15 protein-coding genes are annotated in these 24,121 nt (G+C 49.4%); 8 read left to right on the plus strand and 7 right to left on the minus strand.

Annotated elements, in window-relative coordinates; genetic code table 11:
- The coding region (locus V2I46_05725; protein ID MEE4176991.1) for a DUF885 family protein at positions 1–1,047 on the plus strand (1,047 nt) is incomplete at its 5' end.
- Positions 1,048–1,061: 14 nt separating this feature from the next.
- On the opposite strand, the gene hypD is transcribed toward V2I46_05725, so the two are convergent.
- Together hypD and V2I46_05735 are read right to left on the minus strand one after the other, a co-directional pair.
- On the minus strand, positions 1,062–3,425 hold the full coding sequence (gene hypD, locus V2I46_05730) for a trans-4-hydroxy-L-proline dehydratase (protein MEE4176992.1): 2,364 nt from the start codon (positions 3,423–3,425) through the stop codon (positions 1,062–1,064).
- A gap of 255 nt (positions 3,426–3,680) precedes the next feature.
- On the minus strand, positions 3,681–4,478 hold the full coding sequence (locus V2I46_05735) for a glycyl-radical enzyme activating protein (protein MEE4176993.1): 798 nt from the start codon (positions 4,476–4,478) through the stop codon (positions 3,681–3,683).
- Between the two features lie 183 nt (positions 4,479–4,661).
- On the opposite strand from V2I46_05735, the gene V2I46_05740 reads away from it, so the two are divergent.
- Positions 4,662–6,944 carry a DPP IV N-terminal domain-containing protein gene (locus tag V2I46_05740; protein MEE4176994.1) on the plus strand — a complete coding sequence of 761 codons (2,283 nt, stop codon included), beginning with the start codon at positions 4,662–4,664 and terminating at the stop codon, positions 6,942–6,944.
- Positions 6,945–6,979: 35 nt separating this feature from the next.
- On the opposite strand, the gene V2I46_05745 is transcribed toward V2I46_05740, so the two are convergent.
- Both V2I46_05745 and V2I46_05750 read right to left on the minus strand, forming a co-directional pair.
- On the minus strand, positions 6,980–7,864 hold the full coding sequence (locus V2I46_05745; GenBank protein MEE4176995.1) for an AraC family transcriptional regulator: 885 nt from the start codon (positions 7,862–7,864) through the stop codon (positions 6,980–6,982).
- 168 nt (positions 7,865–8,032) lie between these two features.
- Positions 8,033–9,094, minus strand: a complete 1,062-nt coding sequence (locus V2I46_05750; GenBank protein MEE4176996.1) for a fasciclin domain-containing protein — start codon at positions 9,092–9,094, stop codon at positions 8,033–8,035.
- A gap of 771 nt (positions 9,095–9,865) precedes the next feature.
- Here V2I46_05750 and V2I46_05755 point away from each other — a divergent pair.
- Positions 9,866–10,540, plus strand: coding sequence for a DNA alkylation repair protein (locus tag V2I46_05755; GenBank protein ID MEE4176997.1), 675 nt, complete (start codon positions 9,866–9,868; stop codon positions 10,538–10,540).
- A 290-nt stretch (positions 10,541–10,830) separates the two neighbouring features.
- Here the strand turns inward: V2I46_05755 and V2I46_05760 are convergent, their stop codons facing one another.
- Positions 10,831–12,069, minus strand: a complete 1,239-nt coding sequence (locus V2I46_05760) for a T9SS type A sorting domain-containing protein (protein MEE4176998.1) — start codon at positions 12,067–12,069, stop codon at positions 10,831–10,833.
- A 532-nt stretch (positions 12,070–12,601) separates the two neighbouring features.
- On the opposite strand from V2I46_05760, the gene hydF reads away from it, so the two are divergent.
- The 4 genes from hydF (at position 12,602) to V2I46_05780 (ending at position 17,355) form a co-directional block, all read left to right on the plus strand.
- Complete coding sequence (hydF, locus tag V2I46_05765; GenBank protein ID MEE4176999.1) at positions 12,602–13,807, plus strand: [FeFe] hydrogenase H-cluster maturation GTPase HydF; 1,206 nt, start codon at positions 12,602–12,604, stop codon at positions 13,805–13,807.
- 284 nt (positions 13,808–14,091) lie between these two features.
- Positions 14,092–15,177 (plus strand): [FeFe] hydrogenase H-cluster radical SAM maturase HydE, encoded by a 1,086-nt coding sequence (hydE, locus tag V2I46_05770; protein ID MEE4177000.1) that lies wholly within the window; start codon positions 14,092–14,094, stop codon positions 15,175–15,177.
- A gap of 127 nt (positions 15,178–15,304) precedes the next feature.
- Positions 15,305–16,528, plus strand: coding sequence for an FprA family A-type flavoprotein (locus V2I46_05775; GenBank protein MEE4177001.1), 1,224 nt, complete (start codon positions 15,305–15,307; stop codon positions 16,526–16,528).
- Positions 16,525–17,355, plus strand: a complete 831-nt coding sequence (locus V2I46_05780; protein MEE4177002.1) for a hypothetical protein — start codon at positions 16,525–16,527, stop codon at positions 17,353–17,355. Before V2I46_05775 ends, V2I46_05780 begins: the two co-directional genes overlap by 4 nt.
- Here V2I46_05780 and tsaD read toward each other — a convergent pair.
- Positions 17,352–18,377 carry a tRNA (adenosine(37)-N6)-threonylcarbamoyltransferase complex transferase subunit TsaD gene (tsaD, locus tag V2I46_05785; protein MEE4177003.1) on the minus strand — a complete coding sequence of 342 codons (1,026 nt, stop codon included), beginning with the start codon at positions 18,375–18,377 and terminating at the stop codon, positions 17,352–17,354. The genes V2I46_05780 and tsaD overlap by 4 nt on opposite strands.
- Before the next feature lie 85 nt (positions 18,378–18,462).
- On the opposite strand from tsaD, the gene V2I46_05790 reads away from it, so the two are divergent.
- Positions 18,463–22,920 (plus strand): translocation/assembly module TamB domain-containing protein, encoded by a 4,458-nt coding sequence (locus V2I46_05790; GenBank protein ID MEE4177004.1) that lies wholly within the window; start codon positions 18,463–18,465, stop codon positions 22,918–22,920.
- On the opposite strand, the gene V2I46_05795 is transcribed toward V2I46_05790, so the two are convergent.
- Positions 22,915–24,117: a bifunctional 3,4-dihydroxy-2-butanone-4-phosphate synthase/GTP cyclohydrolase II gene (locus V2I46_05795; protein MEE4177005.1), complete on the minus strand. Its 1,203-nt coding sequence runs from the start codon at positions 24,115–24,117 to the stop codon at positions 22,915–22,917. The genes V2I46_05790 and V2I46_05795 overlap by 6 nt on opposite strands.
- Positions 24,118–24,121: the final 4 nt, after the last annotated feature.

Raw genomic sequence — 24,121 nt, forward strand, 5'->3', positions numbered from 1 at the left:
GAGGATGCTGTGAAAGACGACGGCAGCGGGATCGTGGGCAAGCCGATTGGCCGTGAGGCCTTAATGCAGCGGCTTCAGTTTGAGTTTATCCCCTATACCCCCGAAGAGTTGATTGCCATCGGGCAACAGCAGCTGGAATGGTGCCGCAATGAGATGATTGCCGCATCGCGCGAGCTGGGTTTTGGCGATGATTGGCACGCTGCCCTCGAGCATGTCAAGGGTCAGTATGTGCCACCCGGTGAACAGCCTGCCATGATCAAACGCCTGGCCGAAGAAGCCATCGCTTTCCTTGAAGACAATGATCTGCTGACCATTCCTGAGCTGGCCAATGAGACCTGGCGCATGGAGATGATGTCGCCCCAGGCCCAATTGATGAACCCCTTTTTCCTGGGCGGAGAGTCGATCATCATTTCCTATCCCACCAACTCCATGTCGCACGAGGCCAAGCTGATGAGCCTGCGTGGCAACAACCCCCACTTCTGCAAGGCCACCGTGCATCACGAACTCATTGCCGGCCACCACCTCCAGGGTTTTATGAACCAGCGCTACAAGCCCTACCGTCGCCTCATTGGAACCCCATTCTGGCTCGAGGGATGGCCTCTTTACTGGGAGTTCCAGCTATATGAAATGGGCTTACCAGAAGGGGCTGAGGACCGTATGGGTTTCCTCTTCTGGCGCAAACACCGTGCCGCCCGGATTCTGTTCTCCCTGAAGTATCACCTGGGGCAGATGAGCCCGCAAGAATGCATCGACTTCCTGGTGGAGGAGGTGGGTCATGAACGGGCTAACGCCGAAGCCGAAGTCAGAAGGTCGTTTATGGGACGTTACGACCCCTTGTATCAACTGGCCTATATGATCGGCGGCATACAATTTCAGATGCTGAGCCGTGAAATGCTTGGACACGGAAAAACCTCCCGCGAATTTCACGATGAGGTCATGCGTCAGAACAACATCCCCATTGAATTGCTACGGATGTATTTGCTGCAGGCTCCCTTATCAAAAAACTTTACCACCCGCTGGCGATTTGCTGAAGGGTACCGTCCCTGATTTCATCCTGCCGCTTAGCCGTCGCTGTGTTCAGTGCGGGCGATGATCTCGTTCTGCAGGTCTTGCCCAAGGTCGTTGAAGTAGTCGCTGTATCCTGCCACCCTGACGATCAGGTCACGGTATTTCTCCGGATGTTTCTGTGCCTCGCGCAGGGTATCGGCCGAGACCACGTTGAACTGGATATGGTGGCCGTCCATCCGGAAATAGGTGCGGATGAGGGCCGTGAGCTTGCGGTAGCTTTCGGGATCGTCGAAAAAGGAAGGGGTGAACTTCTGATTAAGCAGCGTGCCGCCCGTTTTGATGTGGTCGATCTTGGCGGCTGACTTCAGCACTGCGGTGGGGCCTTTCTGGTCAGCGCCTTGCACTGGGCTGATGCCTTCCGAGAGAGGCTTGCCTGCCAGGCGACCGTCGGGCATAGCACCTGTCACGCTGCCAAAATAGATGTGGCAGGTGGTGGGCAGCATATTGATGCGGAACTTGCCCCCACGGTAGCAGGGCCTTCCGTCCACCGCATCATAATAGAACTGAAATAGAATCCTGGCATGCTGGTCTGCATAATCGTCATCATTGCCGTATTTCGGGGTATTAAAAACCAGGGTACGACGGAATTCTTCATAATCCTCAAAGTTCTTCTCCAGGGCTTCCAGCATCCCCATCATCGTTATGGTCTCCTGCTCGAATACTTGGTAGCGAAGGGCTGTCAGGCTATCGGTCACGCTGCCCAGGCCCACACCCTGGATGTAGCTGGTGTTGTAGCGGGCGCCACCGGCATTGTAATCCTTGCCGTTAGCGATGCAGTCGTCGATGAGCAAAGACAGGAAGGGGACTGGCAGCTGTGTGGCAAACAACTGTTCAATGACCAGGTTGCCTTCAATCTTCACATCGGCAAAGTACCCGATCTGCTCCTGGTAGACTTTTAGCAGGTCATCAAAGGTGTTGAACGACAGGGGATCCCCGGTCTCGGGGCCGATCTGCCTGCCCGTGCGCGGGTCAAAGCCATTGTGAAGGGTCACCTCTAGGATCTTGGCCAGGTTGAAATAGCCTGTCAGGATATAGGCCTCTGTGCCAAAGGCGCCGGTCTCCACACAGCCCGAAGCGCCCCCGTTGCGGGCGTCTTCGATGTCCTTGCCCTGCCTTAGCAGCTCCTGGACAATGGCATCAGTATTGAAAAATGAGGGTTGTCCAAAACCCGTGCGGGTGATGTCCAGGGTCTTGTGGATGAAGCGATCGGGATTCTTCTTGCTGATCTGAACCATGCTGCTGGGCTGCAGCAGGCGCATCTCCTGGATGACCTCCAAGATGAGGTAGGTCATCTCATTCACTGCATCGCTGCCATCCGCCTTTACCCCTCCAAGGTTGATTAGCGCAAAGTCGGTATAGGTGTTGCTTTCAAGTGCGGTGACGCCGATTTTGGGTGGGGCGGGGTGGTTGTTAAACTTAACCCAGAAACACTGCAACAGTTCGCGGGCCTGTTCACGGTCGAGGGTGCCTGCTGCCACTTCCTTCTCATAGAAAGGCATCAAGTGTTGGTCGAGGCGCCCGGGGTTAAACGAATCCCAGGGGTTCAATTCGGTGATGACCCCCAGGTGGATGAACCAGTAGTGCTGAAGGGCCTCGTGGAAGGTCTGCGGAGCATGAGCCGGAACCCTGCGGCAGATGGCGGCCATCTGCTGAAGCTCCGTCCGGCGCGCGGGCTCATTCTCCTGAGCAGCCATCCCGTCCAGGGCTTCGGAATGCCGGTAGGCAAAGTCAATAAGGGCCTGGGCTGCTATTTTCATCGCCCTCAGCTCCGCATGTTTTGCCGGTGCTTCCTTATCGGTAGCCAAATAAAGCCTGTTCAAGGCCGCATCGCATTCTTTAATCAGGTCCAACATCCCCTTACTAAACATTTTATGGCCAAGCACCGTATGTCCGGGCGCACGCTGTTCCTGGAATTCAGTAAAGATGCCCGCTTCATAAGCCCGCTTCCAGCGCGCACTTATCAGGCTCATCAGCTTATCGCGATTGGTGCGCCCTTTCCAGAAGGGAATGATCTCCTCTTCGTACACCTTGCGCGTCTCGGACGAGACCTTGAACGAAACCTTTGGACGCGAATCCAGGATATCAAGGTCCTCCAGTGAATGCAGCGTCACTTCAGGATAAGTGGGGGTAGCTTTTGGAGCCGGGCCCCGCTCCCCGACAATCAGTTCCTGTGTACCGATATAAAGGTTTTTGTTAGCCAGGATATGTCTGAAACAAAGTGCCCGCTGCACTGGCACCGGCTCGTTTTCCGGCACCAGCTCACGATAAAACTGCGTCACCAAAACCGCCCGCTCATGGTTCAGGGTATTGATGGCCTCCAGGCTCTGTGTTCTGAGAAATTTAACTCGTTCGTTCATGATAATATTGGATTACACGGATTTTTTCGGATTTCACGGATTGTTTGCATGGAGCATGGGGCATGGAGCATGGGGCATGGGGCGAGAATATGATATTAGCAGATTTGAGGATTAGCAAATTGCCTGACACCCTTCACCCAGCACCCTCCACCAATTGGATTGGTTGAATGCCTGAGATATTGAAGTAATCCCTATTCCATTATTCTTGAACCTTGAACCTTGAACCTTGAACCTTGAACCCCAAACCCCAACCCTTTACCCTCCAATTTTTGCCTTGAATCCCATTTCTTCAAAAACCCCCATCAATCGCTTCATTTCTACTTTCGAAATCTCCGGCCCGAATGCCGGCGGCTCCTGCATCCCCAGCGCTTCGTACTTCTGCCTTCCCAGCCTGTGATGGGGCAGGAGGTTGACGGCTTCGATGCGCGCGCCGCTGTCCTGCATCACCTGCCGGATGGCATCCATCGCTTCGATGCTGTCATTGAGGCCGGGGATCACGGGAATGCGGATGATCACTGCCGGGCTTTTGCCGTGGAGGGACTTAAGGTTCTTCAGGATCAGCTCATTGCCCACCCCGGTATAAGTCTCGTGCAGTCGCTTATCAATAGTCTTCAGGTCAAATAGCATAAGGTCGGTCAGCGAGGCAACTTCATTGAAAACCTCTTCTGGGGCATGGCCCGAGGTATCCACGGCGGTATGTATGCCGGCATCCCTGCAAAGGAGCAGCAACTCCTTCAGAATGGCTGCCTGCTGCAGGGGCTCTCCCCCTGAGAAGGTGACGCCACCACCACTTTCCTCAAAAAACAAAAGGTCTTTGCCCAGGATAGTCATCACCTCTTTGGCCGAATAATAACGCCCCACATTCTCTGTCACCACCTGCTGCTGCCCGTTCAGGGGCAGGTTGCGCCTGATAGGCTGGGGCTCCGGATTAATGCCCTCAGGGTTATGGCACCACAGGCAGTTCAGCGGACAGCCCTTGAAGAACACCGTGGTGCGTATCCCCGGACCATCGTGCACCGAGTACCTGCGTATGTCAAACAACAATCCCTGCACCTTGACCTTTTTTTTTGGAATAGGCTTTCAAACGAAAGGCTGTTTTTTTCATTACATTGCAATGACAAATTTAAGCCATTGCGCAATTAGAATGGTTTTTTTGTACCATACTTGCTAATTTCATACGCATTTTGGTTAATTCAAGCTAATATTGATTTATTGCTTAACCCTATTTTTGGCTTTATGAAGAAACTATACCTCTTATTTGCCCTGGCCTTGCTTGCCGCAGGCTGCTCCCCCGGGATCACCATCACCGAAGCCCATTACGAACGGGCTGAATCTTATCTATTGCCCAATATCAGCAAGCGGGTGTACCACCTGGAGGTGCGTCCCCATTGGCTGGCCGACAGCAGCGGTTTCTGGCATTTCACCCAAACCCGTGAAGGCAAGCGGTTTTTTATCACCAGCCTCGAAGAGCCCAAAACCCGGCCGCTCTTCAACCATAGCCGCCTGGCGGCTTCCCTCGGCGAAATACTGGAAAAGGAAGTGGACCCCTCTGACCTTCCATTCGATCAGGTACGATTTGTTTCTAACGATTTGATATCCTTCAGTATTGGGGGAGGAACATACCACTACGACCTTACCTCTCAAACGCTTACCATCCCGGAAGAAAGAGAGGAAACGGATCGAGAGCCTGGTCTTTCGCCCGATGGCCGTTACGAGGCTTTTATCCGCGACTACAATCTCTTTGTAAGAGAAGTTGAGACAGGGGAGGAGCAACAACTCAGCACCGCTGGCCGTAGAAGCCTGGAGTACGCCAGTATCTTAGGCTGGTACGACCTGATGGAAGGCGAGGGCGGCGAGCGTCCTGAAAACTTCTTTGTGAGCTGGTCTCCTGATTCGCGCAAGCTTTATACCTATCTGGTCGACCTCTCAAAGGCCGAAAAGATGTATCTGCTCGACTTCTCTGTCGATAACCTGTTCCGTCCCCGTTTGCTCAGCTACTACCGTGGCTCTCCGGGCGACACCACCCTGGTGTGGTACCGGCCAGTGCTCTTCGACCTCGCCAGCGGGCATGAAACATTTTTCGACATTCCTCCTGTGCCCCATTTCAATGGACTCACCTTGGAGTGGACCGAAGACTCCGAAAGCCTCTTTGGCATCTTTGCCCACAGGGGTTATAAGCAAGCCGATCTGATAAGGGTGGATGCCGGCACAGGGCAGGTAGAGACCCTCATCTCCGAAACCAGCGACACGTCCGTGGAATACTCCAGCCTGATCCTGGAGCGCGTGGGCAAGGATAAGATCTTGTTCAGTTCTCAGCAAACCGGTTGGCATCATTTGAACCTGCACGAATGGAATACGGGCAAGCTGATCAATCCAGTCACAAGCGGAGAGTATGTGGTGAAGCGTGTCCTCCATGTCGATGAAGATCATAAAGTTATTTATTTCGTGGCAGCGGGAAGGGAACCCGGCCGCGATCCCTATTACAACCACCTTTATCGTGTGAATTTTGACGGTAAGGGACTAAGCCTGCTGACGCCAGAGGATGCCCACCACGAATTCAGCCTTTCGCCAGGCGGCCAATTTGTGGTCGATAACTACTCCAGGGTTGATTTGCCAACGGTTTCAGTATTGCGGAAGCTTTCTGACGGAAGGGAAGTGTACCGCATCAGTGAAGCCGATGCCAGCGACCTGCTGTCCGATGGCTGGACGCCCCCGATGCGGTTTACCGTCAAGGGACGCGATGACATCACCGATATTTATGGCATTGTTTATCGGCCTTTCAATTTCAATCCTCGCCGAAAATATCCCCTCATCGATTATTCCTATACCGGCCCCCATACTGCCAGCGTTCCCAAGTCTTTCTCCGCTGCCCTGCTCAATATCCAGAACCCCTTGCGGGCCTTTGGTTTTGCCGTGATGGTGGTCGATGGACTGGGCACCAATGGCCGCTCCAGGGCTTTCCGCGACATCTCTTATCAAAAGATGGGTTTCAGCCTCGACTGCCACGTGGCCGCCATTAGCCAACTGGGGGAACGCCACCCCTGGATTGACACCACCCGCGTGGGTATCTACGGCCATTCGGCCGGGGGCTACGATGCTGCACGCGCCATGCTGCAATACCCCAATGTGTATAAGGTGGGGGTGGCTTCGGCCGCTGACCACGACCACCGCATGGAGAAGGCCTGGTGGCCAGAGATGTATATGGGATATCCTGTGGGCGATTTTTACCACGAACAGTCGAACGTCACCAACGCTGCCAATCTCCGTGGCCGCCTGCTTATTGCCCACGGCGCCTTAGATCACAATGTGAACCCCTCGGCCACCTACAAACTGGCCGAATACCTGATCCGTGCCCAGAAAGACTTCGATATGCTGATCATTCCTTCGGCTAACCACAGCTTCGGGCGCAGCCAGGGCGACTACTTCACCAAGGTTCGCTGGAATTATTTCATCCGACACCTGCTGCCCGCTGAGCCGGTGCACAACTACCGCTTCAGGACCATCCTGAAGGAAGAGTAAAGGGGTTTCGCTTTCGCGGAAAATTTATGGCGGGATCAGTCGCCGGGCGGTTCTGTTTCCGAAAGGTAGGAAGCCCTGAACTCTCGGGGCGTCATGCCCTTGATTTTCCGGAACACCCGGTTGAAATAGGAAAGGTTGGGGATGCCCGACTCAGCGGCCACCTGCATCATCGTCAGGTCCTTGTTGCCCAGCAACTGGCAGGCACGGGCGATGCGCACCTCATTGAGGAATTCAGTGATGGTCTTGCGCGTGCGCTCCTTAAAAAAACGGCAAAAGGCTTCCTTGTTCATACTGGCTACCCCGGCCACCTCTGCCAGGGTGATGGGCCGCTGGCTTTGTTCCATCAGGAAGCGCATCACATTTTCCATACGTTTGCCCTCATGCGCCGAGTAGTTGCGGATGCTGCCCAGTGAGTTCAGACGCTCCGGCAAATCGCCCTCCACGATCAGCTCAAGCACTTCAAAGCTGCGGATGATCTTTTGTAGCCCTGTGAGATTGCGCAGCTTCACGATGCGGCTGCGGATGAAATGATGGCGCCCCGTGATGCGGTAACAGCCGTCGAGGCTGCGCAGCCGCTCAGGCAGTCCCTCAAACTCTGCAATACCCGCCAGCCTGCGCTCGAAAAGCTCCAGGTCGAAAAACAGAGACTCACTGTGGGCCTGTCGAGAAGAATGTTCCCGGTAATAGCGCTCATCATTGCGAAAGACGTGAGGCACGTTCGAACCCATTAGGTAGATTTCCCCGGGCCTGAAACGGCCGATGTAATCGCCCACCACCAGGCTGCCCTCGCCCTTCAAAATTACTGTGAGCTGAAGTTCAGGGTGCTGGTGCAGCTTGTCGTAGAAATGACTGACCTGGTCCACCTGGTGCCTTACCAGCTCATTCTCGGGCTTGGGGATTTTAAATGGGAAAACTTTCATATCCAATATTGTCCGTTTGCCTTTTCAAATGTATAAATTCCGGTCAATATGCTGTTTATTTTCAAAACTAAAAAAAGGCCTTTCGCGGCCACAAAAAAAAGAACCGCCCCGGGAAAACTTCCCGGGGCGGCCTCGCATATGAAACACTTATGGATTGGAGGGGTTTTCTTAATTCAGTTCGGGCAGGATCACGCGATCGATCACATGTACTACACCATTGGTAGCCTGGATGTTGATCAGCGAGGTGACAATGTTTGCTTCGCGCTGGTTGAAATCAGTGATGGTGAAGTTGCTGGTGTTCACTTCGAAAGTACCGTTCAGGGTGGGTACCGTTCCGCTTACCAGGTCGCTCGAGAATACGCGGCCTTCAACCACATGGTAGAGCAATACTTCGGTCAGGACTTCTACCGGGATCTCGTCAAGACTGTCGTAAGGCAGTTCCTCAAGCAATGCTGCGAAAGCAGCGTTGGTAGGAGCAAACACGGTGAAGGGTCCGCCGGTGGCCAGTACTTCGGTCAGTCCAGCTGCGATCACAGCGTCAACCAGGATCGAAAATTCAGGGGCAAAGCTCTGAGCCAGTTCCACCAGGTTCATGGTGGGGGGGAACATCACCTTGTCGATGGCGTGGATGATGCCATTGCGGGCTTTAATATCGGCCATAATGACCTGTGCATCGTTCACGAATACACCGTTGTCGAGGTTGATCTCAACAGCAGCGCCGTTGGCAGTAGGTACGAAACCATTGCTAAGCATGTCACTGGTAACAACGCCGTCTACCACGTGGTACAACAGGATGTCGGCCAGATTAGGAACAGAAGCAATGTTGTTGGGGTACAGTCCCAGCTCGGCAAAAGCAGCATCCGTGGGTGCAAAAACCGTCAGGCGGTTCGAGGAAACCACACTGGCCAAACCGGTGCGTGCAAGGGCTACATTCAGGGTGCTGAAGGTGGGCCTGTTGCTGGCAGCGGCGGCTTTGCGCTCTTCAATGTTTTCACCCTGGACTACCATGTCCATTGGCTGGGTGGTGGATTGGAAACCATAACTGGTACCGTTATCGGCGTTTTCAAAACTAGCCAGTTTGTCAACAATGTTCATTTCCTGTCCAGGGATATCAGCTACAGGGCTAACTTCTTCCTTGCTGCAGGAAGCGGCGAAAATACCAAGGGCGATGATAAGGCCAAAGCGAAGGGCGTTGGCGCGGGTTGCGATGTTAATCATTTGTTTTTTCATTTGATTCAATTTTTAAGGTTTTATTATTTGGGTTTGTTTGAACAGTAAACAGCAATTGTTTTCATTTTGTTTAATAAAAATGAAAAAAAATTAAACAAAATATTAATAAATATTGATAATCAACAGATTAAGTAATAAAAAAATTTTCATCGACCCCCATTTTTTTTATTTTCCGCTTCAATTTCCATTAAAACCTTCATTTATTTCCAAAAAAATACTCCTCGCCAAGTGCTCAAAGAATTGTAGATTTGATTTTTTCGAATTGTGTTCCTCTGTGGCTTTCTCCATATTTTTCATTTTTCACTTTTCATTTTTCCCTGACCTCCCCTTGATTCCCTTCATACTCTTTCTTTGGTCGTGTGCGGCAAGGCCACATAAGAACCAGGCACGAGGCTTGCACGAGGATGGTACGAGCGTGGTTAAATGAAAAACTAAAAAATAAAAATGAAGAATAAATAATTAAAGATTAAAACAAGTGAGAGATGAGAAGAGAGTGGTGAGTTGTGAGTATCATTCATTGAAATTAAGGCATTTACACCTATAAAAATGTAAAAATAACCAGTCATTTAACCAAGGCTTTTCACTTTTACTTTCTACTTTTTACTTATATTTTCTTTATTCTCACTTTTTTGCGGAGGAAGGATGATAAAAAGGGAATCCACTCCGTAGAGGTGGAATAGCGATTGAAAATGCTTTTGCCCCTGGGTTTGCCATTTGCCTGTATTTTTCTATTTTTATTCTCCTAAATAATTACCAACCCCAATATTCGAAATGACAGCAGCAGAAATTCTGAAGGAGTTGAAAGCTCAAAGCAATGAAAAAGTGATGGCCCACAACCGCAAATACGGGGCCGGGGATAATCAGTTTGGGGTTAAGATGGGCGACATCAGGGCGCTGGCCAAAAAGATCAAAAAGAACCACCCCCTGGCGCTGGAGCTCTGGGAAACAACAATCATCGATGCCCGCCTGCTGGCCTGCCTGATCGTGGACAACAGGGCCCTGACTGCGGATGATTTGGATGAACTGGTGCGCTCCATCGATTTTGTGCATCTGGCCGACTGGTTCAATGCCTATGTGCTGAAAGACCATCCGGATCGGGAAGTCCTGAGAGCCAAGTGGATGGAGGACGCTGACCGCTGGGCGGCCCGTTCGGGCTGGGCCCTTACGGCAGAAATGATCGCCAAGGGGGCAGATGGCCTGGATCTGGAACAGCTGCTGAACCGCATAGAAAAAGAAATGCCAACCGCTCCGCCAGAGGTGCAGTGGACCATGAACTTTGCCCTGGCCTACATCGGCATCCACCACCCGCAACACCGCCAAAGGGCCCTTGCCATCGGCAATGCCCTGGGCATTTACCGCGATTACCCCGTCTCAAAAGGCTGCACCTCGCCATTTGCACCCATCTGGATCAATGAGATGGTGAGCAGGATGGAAGGGGTTAGGTAATTTGTCGGTTGGAACAGATCATTGATTTGCTTTCCAGAAAAAGTGCTGGCTTTTTTGAACACCAGGCTTGATGAAAGAACGAGAGGGGAATAGGGGTTAAGAAAGCTAATTTCATTATTTTTTTTTGACATTGGTTTAATCGGGCCACGGTCGGCCCAATCTGGGAAAGAAATGGGGTTTTGCTGTTTCTCGCCAATCCCAACAAATATCTCAGCCAGCAAATTGGTTAATGAAAAAGAGCTGATCATTACGACCAGCTCTTCAGCTAAAAGAATATCACTGCTTCTTTTTTATCTCACCAAGAACTTCCTGGAAATGAAGCCTTGGTTGGTTTGAATGGAGATAATATATAAACCTGAATCAAAGTCACTTAAATCTATGCTTTGACGGTTTGAAGGCGTTTCAACAGCCTTTAAAACTTGCCCCAATGAATTAAAAATACTGATCTTCCGAATGGCTTCGTTTGTATTAATGAAGATGCGGTCTTTTGCAGGATTTGGATAGATGGAAATAGAAGAGGAGTTTATCTCACCAACAGAAGTTGATCCCAGCATAATTTCCACCTCATTGGAAGGATCGGATTCACCTCCATCGAAAACAGCAGTCACGTAATAATGATGCGATCCACTGTTCAGGCTTTCGTGCGAATAGGTCAATGATTCGGTAAACGCTACGATTTCAAAAGACCCGTCCTCAAATTTATGATAGACATTGTAACCCTCCAAGGAAGCCATGGGGCCAGATTCCGGGCTGGGCTCTGACCATTTAAGATTAATATCTGTGACTGCGACGGCTTCCCCTTCCAGGGTTCCGGGTTCAGGGGTGTCGAAAATAATGAGTATTTCATCGGAGGGGAGGGATTCGCCTGCATCATAAACAGCTGTAATATAATAGGTGTTGAGGCCTGCGGTTGAGCCATTTTCAATCAGGAAAGAAGTTTCTTCGGTATAGGCCACCAGCTCATAATCAGAGGATTCATGACTTTTGTAGACATTATAGCCTTCCAGTTCAGCCAGCTGGACGCCTTCTCCCTCAGGGGTTTCCCAAACCAGCATCACTTCATCATTTACAAAATCGATATCAAGGCTTGCCGGAGGGGGGGTGTTGCTGGCCTTGACCAAACGAATAGTACTTGTCTCTGGGTGGGGCTCAGGATCATCCCAGAAGTTGTAATGCAGCTCCAGGGTGTCGTTTTGAAAATAGACCACTTCATAGTAAAAATGGTCATAGAACCTTTGACCTGCATAAACGGTGGCAAGATACCACCAGTGGAACCTGTTTGTGGAAGCCTGGTATTCGCATTGCTGAGTATTAGGATAAATGGATGGCATCATATGACCGGAAGTCTCAGTATAAAAACCATCTTCGAAAATCGTCATCGTCATCGGTGCGTTGCTAACCCATGAGTCACTATATGTACCATGCCATGTCCCCACGAAATCCTCAAAAGTGATGTCCTGGCCAAAGGCGGAAGAAGAGAACAGGGATATCAGGATGGAAAAAATTGCTTTGGGTAATCTTTTCATCATTTTTTTTGGTTTTTGTTTTTTCAAAAGAATATTCATCCTTAACAATTTAGATAGGAAAATGTTTTACATTATTTAAAAATAATAAATTTTTCGTTGTATTTCATTAAAAATTCAACGGGGGAACAATGATTATTTCAAGAAAAAGAAATTTCCATTATCCAATTGGCCTTTTCGGGCTGAGAATAATGACCAGGAAGTTTTGGAAACGGGATAAACCTGAAAAAATTTAAAGCCGGTTTTGTCTGCAGGCAGTGAACAAGGAATGAAGATATATGAAGTGGCTTAAAGGATTTACATCAAAAATCGAAATTCAATATTCCTAATCCAAAGGAAAAAATAATTCAAGGCTTTTTGATCTCAGAACAAAGGATAATGAACAGGGAATTCAGAAGGAACCTTAAACCTTAAACCCTTCCTGCGGCAGGCAGGCTTGAAACCTTAACCCCTAACCACTAATCCCTAACATGGAACTCCAAACCCCTAACTTCAACTCATTTTTTTCGGTATCTTTGCATCTAAAATTTTGCTACCTATGTCAAAAGGCAGAGAAAATAAACCCCATATTGGAATCTTTGGCCGGCGCAACAACGGGAAGAGCTCGTTCATCAATGCGCTTGCAGGGCAGGATATTGCCATTGTTTCGGATGTGCCGGGCACGACGGCAGACCCGGTGCGCAAGTCGATGGAACTGCCGGGCATTGGCCCGGCCATCCTTGTAGACACCGCTGGCATTGACGACAGCGGTGACCTTGGTACGAAGCGGGTGAACCGTTCGCTGGCCGCCCTGCGCACCGTGGACATGGCCATTTTGCTGATCACCGAAAACATTTTCGGGGAGTTTGAGGAGAACCTGGTCCGTTCCTTCCAGGCGCAGGATGTGCCATTTATGGTGATCCACAACAAGTCGGACCTTTATCCCCTTGCTCCGGAGCTAAAGGAGCGGCTAAAAAGGGATTTTGGCTTGGTGCCCCTGGAGTTTTGTGCCCTTCATCCATCGAATGTGGAAGAGGTGATCGACACCCTGCGAAAGGTGATGCCCGAGACGGCCTATACTTCGCGCAGCCTGTTGGGTGACGTCCTCAAACCCGGCGACCTGGTGTTGCTCATCACGCCTATTGACACCGAAGCGCCCGAGGGGCGAATGATCCTGCCCCAGATGCAAGCCGTCCGTGATGTGCTTGACAACGATTGTCCTGTGATCCTGGTCAAAGAGAACGGTCTGGATGAACTGATCCGGGAGCTGAAGCCCAGGCCGAAACTGGCAGTGACCGACAGCCAGGTGTTCGAGAAGGCCAATGCAGCCGTTCCAAAGGATATCCTTCTGACCAGTTTCAGCATTATGCTGGCCCGCCATAAAGGCGATTTTGAACATTATATTGAGGGCACACCAAAGATCGGGTCGCTGAAAGACGGCGACCGGGTGCTGATCCTGGAGTCGTGCACCCACCATGTCTCGTGCGATGACATCGGGCGTTACAAGATCCCTGCCTGGATGAAGAAGTTCACTGGCAAAGATCTGAGTTTCGATGTGGTGGCCGGGCTTGGCGATACCCCAAGACCCATCACTGATTATGCGCTGGTGGTGCAGTGCGGGGGATGTGTGATCACCCGCAGGCAGATCATAGGGCGCCTGAAGGCCGCAGTGGATGCAGGGGTGCCCGTTACCAACTATGGCATGGCCATTGCCTGGATGCACGGGATCTTTGAGCGGGCGGTGGAGCCGTTTGTGAAGGCTTGAGGGTTGGGGTTTGGAGTTTAAGGTTCAAGGTTCAAGGTTTAAGGTTTTAGGTTTAAGGTTTTAGGGTAACATCATAAATCAAAAACTGTTAATCCTTAATCTGAGATCAGGGAGGTTTGGGGTCCTGAATTTGGAGTTTGAGGTTTAAGAGGTTATACTCTTTGCAGTTGAATTAAGGTTTGAAGTTATGAGGAGGTTGTTTGATCTCAGAACCTGGATTAACGATTTTTGAATAATCTCAGCGATTTTTGATTTTTTTGTATTGTAATTTGAAGACTTAATATATGCCTGGACCGGTAAAAGAAATATTGCAAAAGGAATTTCTCGAAAAGGCTGACCTGGTGGCTATGTTGTCGGCGGAGGGGGAGGAGCGTCGGCTGGTATTTGAGAAGGCTGCATCGGTGAAGGATAAGTATGTGGGCAATAAGGTATACTACCGGGGGCTGATCGAGTTTTCGAATATTTGCGGGAAGAACTGCCTGTATTGCGGTATACGGGCAGGAAATCAAAACACCCACCGCTATGAGGTGGAAGAGCAGGAAGTGCTGGAGGCAGCACGCTATGCCTGGGAAAACAAGTTTGGCAGCCTGGTGCTGCAGTCGGGCGAGCGTTCGGATAAGGCTTTTGTGGACCGCATTGAACATCTTTTGCGGGAGATCAAGGCCCTGAGCAATGGCGAATTGGGTATCACCCTCTCGCTGGGAGAGCAGAGCGAGGAGACCTACCGGCGCTGGTTTGAGGCCGGTGCACACCGTTACCTCCTCCGCATTGAGGTATCGAACCCTGAGCTGTATCCGAAATACCACCCGCACAACAAGAAACACGATTACCAGGCACGTTTGAACTGCCTGCACCTGCTGCGCAAAGTCGGTTACCAGGTGGGTTCGGGCGTGATGATCGGGCTGCCCTTTCAGAAGGTGGAAGACCTGGCCGATGACCTGATGTTCCTCAGGGAACACGACATCGATATGGTGGGGATGGGACCTTACATTGAACACGAAGATACGCCCCTGTATCAATACAGGGATCAGTTACTCCCCAAGGAGAAACGCTTTGACCTGGCGCTGAAAATGGTGGCCGTCCTTCGAATCATGATGAAAGACATTAACATTGCAGCTACCACGGCAATGCAGACCTTGGACCCGCTGGGGCGTGAAAAGGCCGTTAAGGTGGGGGCCAACATTATCATGCCCAACCTGACGCCGACCCAGTACCGGGAAGATTATTTGTTGTATGAAGACAAGCCTTGCCTGGATGAGGATGCTGACGAATGCCGCCGCTGCCTGGAGGCCCGCATCCATATGGCTGGTGGCGAAGTGGGTTTTGGCGAATGGGGCGACTCGAAGCACTTTATGAAGAGAAAAAAGTAAGAGGTGAGAAGAGAGAGATGAAAGATGAGAGACTTAAGAGATATTAAGCAACACTTATAAGACAACTGACACCTTAAACCTTGAACTTTGAACCTTAAACCTTAAACCTTGAACCATATACCTAGTTATGAAAGACGCTAAAAGACCTGATGTTGAAGTGCTGGACATTACCGGCGACGTGAAGTGGATCGGTATTCTTGATTATGATATTGTTACGTTTGATGTGGTGATGGAAACAGAATACGGGACCACCTACAACTCTTATTTTATCAATGCCGAAAAGAAAGCCATCATTGAGACTTCCAAGGAGAAGTTCTGGGATGTTTACCTGGAAAAGATCAAAAAGTTGACCAACCCGGCTGAGATAGAATACATTATCCTGAATCATACCGAGCCCGACCATAGCGGGAACCTGGCTAATCTCCTGGCCCTGGCCCCCAATGCCACCGTAGTGGGCAGCAGGCTGGCCATCAGCTACCTGCAGGATTTTATGGGGAAGGAATTTAAACATATCATTGCCAAGGACGGGAATACCCTTGACTTGGGCAATATGACCCTGCGCTTTATTTCGGCCCCTAACCTGCATTGGCCCGACAGCATGTATACATACCTCGAGGAAGATAAGTTGCTGTTTACCTGCGATTCGTTCGGCTGCCACTATGCACATCATAAGATGTATGACGACCAGGTGGGTGACTTTTCAGATGCCTTCAAATATTACTTTGATGTGATTCTGAAACCGTTCAGCAAGTTTATGCTGAAAGCCATTGAGAAGATCCGGCCCCTTGAAATCAAAGCGGTACTTACCGGCCACGGTCCCTTGCTGATGAAGGACTGGAAGACATGGGTGGACCTGTCGGAGCAGTATGCCCGGGAAGCCCTGCAGACGCCACAGAAGAATTACGTTTTTATTCCTTATGTTTCGGCTTACCACAATACCGGCAAGCTTGGGGAAGCCATTGCAGAGGGTATCCAGAGCGTTGGCGATTTCGAGGTGGAAGTGGCCGACATTGAGACCATGCCCCTGGGTGATGTCGATGAGCGCGTTGCGCGCAGCAGTGGCATCGTGGTGGGTTGCCCAACCATCAACCAGAACATCCTGTTGCCCATTTACAAGTTGTTTGCAGTGATCAGCCCCATCCGGGATAAAGGCAAGATCGCAGGATCCTTTGGCTCCTATGGCTGGAGTGGTGAGGCCGGCAAGCTTATTAACGGTAACCTTTCGAACCTGAAACTTGATGTGCAGGGCGAAGGGATATTTGTAAAATTTACGCCCCACGAAAACGAATATCAGCTTTGCTTCGACTATGGCAAACTGATCGGGGAGAAAATCCTGGAAAAGAACATTTGAGATCGTTCAACGTCATAGCACTGATGATTTTGACTGTTTTGCTGGCTTCATGCACTAGCCAGAGAAAGCTGGCTACTGCCTTCATTACCGAGCAGACGGACATTCACGTGCTTTTACTTCCGCCCCAGGTTATCCTGAAGAAGTATTACCCGGTGCACCCCGATAGTCTGGCTGCCCGGGAATATGATCCCCTGAACCTGGAGGCGAGTCAGTTTATCAAGGATGCAAAGGATTCAGTGCTTCTTGGCCTGTTTATGTCATCGCTTCGGAAAAACCTGGAAGCTTTTGATGTAAAAGTTTACGGGCCTGGCGATATGGAGCCTTTTCTCAACCTTGACAGTTTGGCCTATGTTTTTTCGGTAGCTCAAATTGAGATCATGGAATATCTGAACGAGGAGGTTCAATATGCCGTGCTTGACACCACCGTTTATGAGGTAGGATTCGAAAAGGTGAACCTAGTTCATAGCCAGTGGTTTGAGTTTACTGAGCTGAATCATCCTGAGCAACCCATGCAGGTGTTATACAGTGCGCAATATACCGGGGATATTTTTGATGGCAAGTTCAGGCATAACATCCTAACCGGTGAGATGAATTATGAATTTCAGCCTTACCGGGTTCGCTTTGCTGATCTTTACCAGCTCAGTGATTTTGCAGGGAGTAAGAACGCCCAGTTCATCTTTGATTTCCTGCTGAACAAATATGTGGATGACCATACAAAGAAGTCACGCAGGATGGTAGATTATCTGCAGTACGATCGCGATCAGCATATTATAAGACGGGCTTATGACGACCGTTTTATACGGATCAATCTTCCCCTGGAAGATTAACTTTTTGCGGACTTGAACCTGGTAAAAGGGGTGATTTCCTGCCCCGCAAACTGTTCCTGCAGGTATTTGAAGTAACCGGTGATGGCAATCATGGCGGCATTGTCGGTGCAGTACTCGAATTTTGGGATGTAAACCTGCCATCCGGCCTTTTCTTCCTGGCTAAGCAAGGCATTGCGCAAGCCGGAGTTGGCGGAAACCCCTCCTGCAATGGCAACTTGTTTAATGCCGGTTTCGGTGACGGCTGTCTTCACTTTTCGTAACAAAATTTCGACAATGGTATATTGAATGGAAGCACAGAGGTCGGCTTTGTGCTTTTCAATAAAGCCAGGGTCCTTCTCCAACTCGTCGCGAAGAAAGTAGAGGATGGAGGTTTTTAATCCGCTGAAGCTGAAATCGAGGTCGGGGATGTTGGGATGGGGAAATGAGAATGCATTGGGGTTTCCTTCCTTTGCAAACTTGTCGATCAGCGGCCCGCCTGGATAGGGGAGGCCCATGATCTTGGCGGCCTTGTCAAAGGCTTCACCAGCGGCATCGTCTATGGTCTGCCCAATCACCTCCATGTCGAAATAGTCACGTACCAGCATGATCTGGGTATGCCCGCCGGAAACGGTAAGGCAAAGGAAAGGAAACGTGGGATGTTTTTGGTGGTGTTCGTCCTCAATAAAGAGCGCTAGAATGTGAGCGTGCATATGGTTCACTTCGATGAGCGGGATGCCCAGCGCAAGGGAAAAGGCTTTGGCAAAACTGGCACCCACAAGAAGTGATCCAAGCAATCCGGGGCCATTTGTAAATGCCACTGCATGGAGTTGATTTTTACTTATATTTGCAGTTCGCAAGGCCTTATCAATCACCGGAATGATATTCTGCTGATGGGCCCTGGAGGCAAGTTCAGGAACCACTCCCCCGAAATCTTTATGAACATTTTGATTTGCAATGAAATTGGCAAGAATTTTGCGATCTTTGATTACGGCAGCGGAGGTGTCGTCGCACGAAGATTCTATTCCGAGTATATAAATGCTCATAGATTGGGTTACGAAATTTTGGCATAATTTAAAGGGTTACAAAGGTATCAAAAAAAGGAGAAAGATAGGGCTGATAATACTGGCAGTGATTGTTTTACTGCCCCTGCTGAGCTACGGCATTTTACGCAGTACAAGGGTACAGACCTATTTGGGGCAGCGGTTTGCAGCTTACCTTTCGCGACAACTGGAAACCAAGGTCAGTGTCAGCAAGGTAGATGTCACCTTTTTTCTGAATTTTGTGCTTGAAGATGTATTGGTGGAAGATCAGCACGGGCAGCAAATGATCTTTTCGAAGCGGATGCTGGCAGATGTGGGGAGATTCTCCCTTAAAAGGCGCTTTATAACCATCAACAGAATCCAATTTGATCAAACCTTTCTTGGCTTGTCGCGATACCCTGGGCAAGAAGCATTTAACTTTCAGTTCCTGGTAGATTATTTCGTGGATGAAGAACCCACGCCTTCGTCCAACCGTTGGAATGTAGTTTGCAAATCGCTGGAATTCAGTAAATCGGCCTTTAGTTTCCGTGATCAGAACAAAGCACCCCAGGATTTTGGTTTTGACCCGGGCCATTTTGCCATTGGTGACTTTGCCCTTGCTATGGATGAAATTCTTTTGCAAAAGGACACCCTGAGCTTTGAACTAGATCGTTTGTCATTGAAAGAGGCCAAGGGGTTTGAACTGCAGTATCTTTCGGGTAGCTTTTTGATCAACCCGCTGGAGGCTAAGTTAAAAAATTTAATTGTCAGGACTCCCGGAAGCGATCTTCAGCTTCAGGCCGACTTTGACTATGAAGGATATAATGCATTTAAAGACTTTTTTAATGCAGTGAACCTGGATATTACCCTGGAAGAGTCTAGTCTGAACCTGGAAGATGCAGGGTATTTCATCCCCTCAGCATATGGTATACGTGGGCCGGTCAGGCTGGGAGGGCATTTCACTGGACCAGTATCCAATATCCGGGGGAGCGATCTTTATGTCTATTATGGTTTCAACACGATTCTGCAAGGGAATTTTCACCTGATGGGATTGCCGGATCTTGATGAGACTTTTATCCATGGCTCCCTGGAGGAGATGCGTACTTCTGCCTCTGATCTTGCAGGATTTAAGTTGCCGGTTAGCAGCAGTCAAACCTTTCTTCAGCTTCCAGAAAATCTTGCAAACCTGGGCAGGATATCCTTCCAGGGAGAGGTGACAGGCTTTGTTAACGATATGGTAGCTTATGGCAAACTTGTCACTGACATTGGCAGTATTTCATCTGACATTTTGGTTCGACGTCATGAAAAAACCGGCTTCCCATATTATAAGGGTCAATTGACCACTGAAGAATTTGACCTTGGCATTTTCTTTGATGATGAAGAACGGTTGGGAATGGTAAGCTTGAGTGCGGAAGTTGAAGGGCAGGGCATTACCTTGGAGACGATGGATCTGGCTATCACAGGTCAGATTGAGCAAATGGACCTGCTGGGATACAACTACGAAAACCTGGATATTGCCGGGAATGTGAGTAATAAGCGGTTCAATGGATCCCTGCTGGTGGACGATAATAATCTTTTCCTAGACTTCCAGGGGGTCATTGACTTTGAGGAAGATATTCCAGTATTTGATTTCAATGCACGCATAGAACAAGCCAACCTGACTGCGCTGAATGTTTACCAGCGCGATACTCTTTCGGCTTCCGTGGTTTCCGGGTTGTTAAGTATAAATGCCCGGGCTTCTGATCTGGATGACCTTGTTGGTAGAATTGCCATTGATAATTTGCATTATGAGGAGTGGCCCCTTGATGGTGGTCCTGCCACCCATTATATTTCTGAACAAATTCTGTTGGTGAACACCCTGGAAGGAGACGGCAGCAAGATTTTAAGGCTTCAGTCGGATTTTGCAGATGCTGACCTGACTGGCTGGTTTCGGTTCGAGCGCTTGGGACATTCGGTCCGCAGCATGGTTGAGGTTTATATCCCATCTTTTTTCAAGCACTTAGCGCCCAATGGGTTTGAGGAAAACGACTTCCGCAATACGTTCTTCGAATTACGTATAAAGGACACAAGTATTCTTTCTGAGTTGTTCTTCCCAAATTTCCGATTGTCTCCCGGCACAACCCTGAAAGGAAGCTTTGGCGAGGAATACGGAATGCTGGATTTGGATGGCTGGTCGCAAGAGATTGAACTTGCAGGGAACCGCCTGGTTGACTGGAGACTTCAGGGGCAACCAGAAGGAGGTGGTTATCGTCTGGATATGGAAAGTCAGCAGGTGCTAATTTCTGACAGTATTTTCATTGACCAGGTCAATCTGAATGCTGAATTGCGCAATGACAGCCTTTACTATCTGCTGGAGTGGGAAAATCTGGATACCCTCAGGCAGAATTTTGCACACATTGAAGGGCTCGCCCAGTTTATTGACCGTCAGCAAACAAAAATCCATTTTCTTCCTTCCCATGCGATGATAAATGATTCCCTTTGGCGGCTGAATCCAGGCAACGAAATACTGATAGATTCTGCAAGGGTGGAGGTGAAGAATCTGCTGGTTTCCAAAAATCAGGAATATATTAAGGCTGATGGGGTTTTGAGTGCTATCCCAAGGGATAAGTTAAACATCGAATTTCATGAGTTTGATATTTCTCATGTTTCGCATTTGATCAGGGTCAGGAAGATGAACTTTGACGGGAACGTCAGTGGAAGGCTGGATCTGGGTTCTCTGGGACGATCGCCCCAGATTGAAGCGGATCTGTATGTAAAAGATTTTGCTTTTAACTTCGATCATCTGGGCGACCTGCATGTGATCAGTCATTGGGATAATCAGAAAAAAGGGTTTGCCATCAACCTCCAGGTGGTTTATTATGGGAATGTGGGCACCAATATTCCGCTGGCAGCCCAGGGCTATTTCTTCCCGGATCGTAAAGAGGAGAACTTTGACCTTGATATTATCGCTGAGAACCTGAAGATGTCGATTTGGGGGCGATATCTTGAGCAATTTGCAAGCAATTTCAGGGGGCTGGCATCGGGGCGATTACGGCTTGAGGGTCCCCTGAAGAAACCTGAATTATCTGGTAGGGTAAGGATGGCTCGTGCAGGCATGCGGATTAATTTCCTAAACACCTCCTATACTTTCTCCGATGAATTGCTTATTAACAAAAACCAGTTTTCTTTTGAGGATGTGGTATTGAACGATACCCTTGGAAATACAGGGCTAGCCAGCGGGCATTTGTATCACCAGAATTTTAAAACATGGGATTTGGATATTTTGCTCAAGACGGACCAGATGGCCTTGTTGAATACCACCAGCGGACAAAATGACGTGATGTTTTATGGCAAGGCTTTTGGCAGCGGGCAAGCCAGAATTTATGGCCCAGCCAAGAATGTTGTTATGGACATTACCGGCCGCACCAACAGGGGTACCCATATTTTTTTGCCATTGGGTTATGCCGGTCGTATGGCAGAAAGTAGTTTCATCACATTTGTCTCGAAGGACTCTGCGCAGAATGGTAATCCGGTTCAGGCGGCAGAGCAGGGGAACTTGACCCTGAATTTTGACCTGGAGGTAACGCCTGATGCAGAGATCCAATTGATTTTCGATTCCCAGATGGGTGACATAATCCGGGGAAGGGGCTCTGGGAACCTGAAAATGGAGATCCCGCCTACGGGTGACTTTTTCATGTATGGTGATTACACCATTGAGGAAGGAGATTATCTCTTTACCCTTCAAAATATCATTAACAAGCGCTTCCGCATTGAGCAGGGAGGCACCATTCGCTGGACGGGTGACCCATTGGATGCCGACATTGACCTGAGGGCCATTTACCGGTTGAGGACCACGCTGTACGACCTTGTTTTGGAAATGGACACTTCTGATGTATACCGGCGCCGGGTGCCGGTTGAAACCTATTTGATCCTGAAAGAAAAGCTGGTGAATCCTACCATATCGTTTGATATCGGCATTCCTAGTGGGGATGAGGGGACTCGGGATTTGCTTGAAAGGCTGATTACCACGGAGCAGGAGATGAACCGGCAGGTGTTTTCATTACTGGTGCTGAATCGATTCATGCCAACGACGGTAGATCAGTATAACACTGCCCTTGGTTATGGTGTTGGAAGCACTTCTTCAGAATTGCTTTCGAATCAGCTGAGTAACTGGCTTTCTCAGATCAGCAGTGATTTTGATATTGGAATTAACTATCGTCCTGGGGATGAGATCAGCAGCCAGGAACTGGAGGTGGCGCTTTCGACACAACTGTTCAACGACCGGGTGATTATTGATGGGAACGTAGGGGTTGCCGGACAGAACCCTGCTGCCGGCAGTCAGCGTACCAGTAGCATTATTGGGGATGTGAATGTTGAAGTGAAGATCACTCCAGAGGGTAAGTTTCGGATTAAAGCCTTTAACCGATCAAATACGTTTGATATTCTTAATACCAACTCACCTTATACACAAGGGATTGGTATTTTTTACCGCAAAGAGTTTGATAATCTGAGTGAACTTTGGCGAAGAAGCAGGCGAACTGGTGCTGAAACAGGATACGTGGAGGAGGGCCCCCAGGAGGAATTATAGAATGTGTCCCATTTTTGTTTTCTTGGTATCCATATAAAACTTACGGTATGGGGTAACAGGGATGATCAGGGGAATGGTTTGGGTAATTTCAATGCCGTATCCTGTTAGACCTGTTTTTTTGCTGGGGTTATTGGTTATCAGTTTAATCCGGCGAGCATTGAGGTCGCGTAGAATCTGGGCCCCGATTCCATAATCCCGTTCATCCGCTTTAAATCCAAGTTCTATGTTTGCTTCCACAGTATCGCGGCCAAGTTCCTGCAGGTGATAGGCTTTAAGTTTGTTGAGCAGGCCAATACCTCGACCTTCCTGGTTCATATAAAGCACAATCCCTTTCCCTTCCTTTTCAACCATCTGCATAGCCTTGTGGAGCTGTCCCCCGCAATCGCATTTGCAAGAACCAAAAATGTCCCCGGTAACGCAGGATGAATGGACCCTGACCATAATTTCTTCACCAGGTCCCCAGTTCCCTTTTGTAAGGGCAAGGTGCATTTTGTTGTTAGTGGTTTGCCGGTATGCGGTAAGTTTAAAGTGGCCCCACTCGGTAGGCAAGTCAACGGAGATTTCCCTGGCGATAAGGCTTTCGTTCTTAATTCGATAGGCGATAAGGTCCTCGATGGAAATGATTTTCAGCTGGAAGCGTTCTGCAATCTTAAGCAACTGTGGGAGGCGGGCCATACTGCCGTCTTCGTTCATGATTTCCACCAGCACCCCGGCGGGATGCAAGCCTGCCAGCCTTGCAAGGTCGATGGAGGCTTCGGTATGGCCAGCACGTTGAAGTACGCCTCCTTCCCTGGCCCTGAGCGGAAAAATATGTCCGGGCCGGGCTAATTCTTCCGGGTGAGTATTGGGGTCGGCAAGCGCTTTTACCGTTTTGGCACGATCTTGAGCTGATATCCCGGTGGAACACCCCTGGCCTATCAAATCTACAGAAATGGTAAAAGGGGTTTCGTGCACAGAGGTATTTCGGGGTACCATCAGTTCGAGATTCAATTGTTCACAACGCTGCCGGGTAATTGGGGCACAAATTAGTCCGCGGCCATGAGTGGCCATAAAGTTAATGATCTCAGGGGTAATGGTTTCGGCTGCTGCAATGAAATCACCCTCATTTTCGCGGCTTTCATCGTCTACCACAATGACCACTTTACCAGCCCTGATATCTTCAATGGCTTCTTCTATCGTGTTTAGTTTCTTTTGCATTTGC

This window comes from Bacteroides sp., assembly GCA_036351255.1.
Lineage (GTDB): Bacteria > Bacteroidota > Bacteroidia > Bacteroidales > UBA7960 > UBA7960.

What these genes read in the sequence shown, in the direction of transcription:
- hypD (MEE4176992.1), bottom strand. Translation starts at nt 3,425, where the DNA reads ATGAACGAACGAGTTAAATTTCTCAGAACACAGAGCCTGGAGGCCATC.
- V2I46_05740 (MEE4176994.1), top strand. Translation starts at nt 4,662, where the DNA reads ATGAAGAAACTATACCTCTTATTTGCCCTGGCCTTGCTTGCCGCAGGC.
- V2I46_05745 (MEE4176995.1), bottom strand. Translation starts at nt 7,864, where the DNA reads ATGAAAGTTTTCCCATTTAAAATCCCCAAGCCCGAGAATGAGCTGGTA.
- V2I46_05750 (MEE4176996.1), bottom strand. Translation starts at nt 9,094, where the DNA reads ATGAAAAAACAAATGATTAACATCGCAACCCGCGCCAACGCCCTTCGC.
- V2I46_05755 (MEE4176997.1), top strand. Translation starts at nt 9,866, where the DNA reads ATGACAGCAGCAGAAATTCTGAAGGAGTTGAAAGCTCAAAGCAATGAA.
- V2I46_05760 (MEE4176998.1), bottom strand. Translation starts at nt 12,069, where the DNA reads ATGATGAAAAGATTACCCAAAGCAATTTTTTCCATCCTGATATCCCTG.
- hydF (MEE4176999.1), top strand. Translation starts at nt 12,602, where the DNA reads ATGTCAAAAGGCAGAGAAAATAAACCCCATATTGGAATCTTTGGCCGG.
- hydE (MEE4177000.1), top strand. Translation starts at nt 14,092, where the DNA reads ATGCCTGGACCGGTAAAAGAAATATTGCAAAAGGAATTTCTCGAAAAG.
- V2I46_05775 (MEE4177001.1), top strand. Translation starts at nt 15,305, where the DNA reads ATGAAAGACGCTAAAAGACCTGATGTTGAAGTGCTGGACATTACCGGC.
- tsaD (MEE4177003.1), bottom strand. Translation starts at nt 18,377, where the DNA reads ATGAGCATTTATATACTCGGAATAGAATCTTCGTGCGACGACACCTCC.
- V2I46_05795 (MEE4177005.1), bottom strand. Translation starts at nt 24,117, where the DNA reads ATGCAAAAGAAACTAAACACGATAGAAGAAGCCATTGAAGATATCAGG.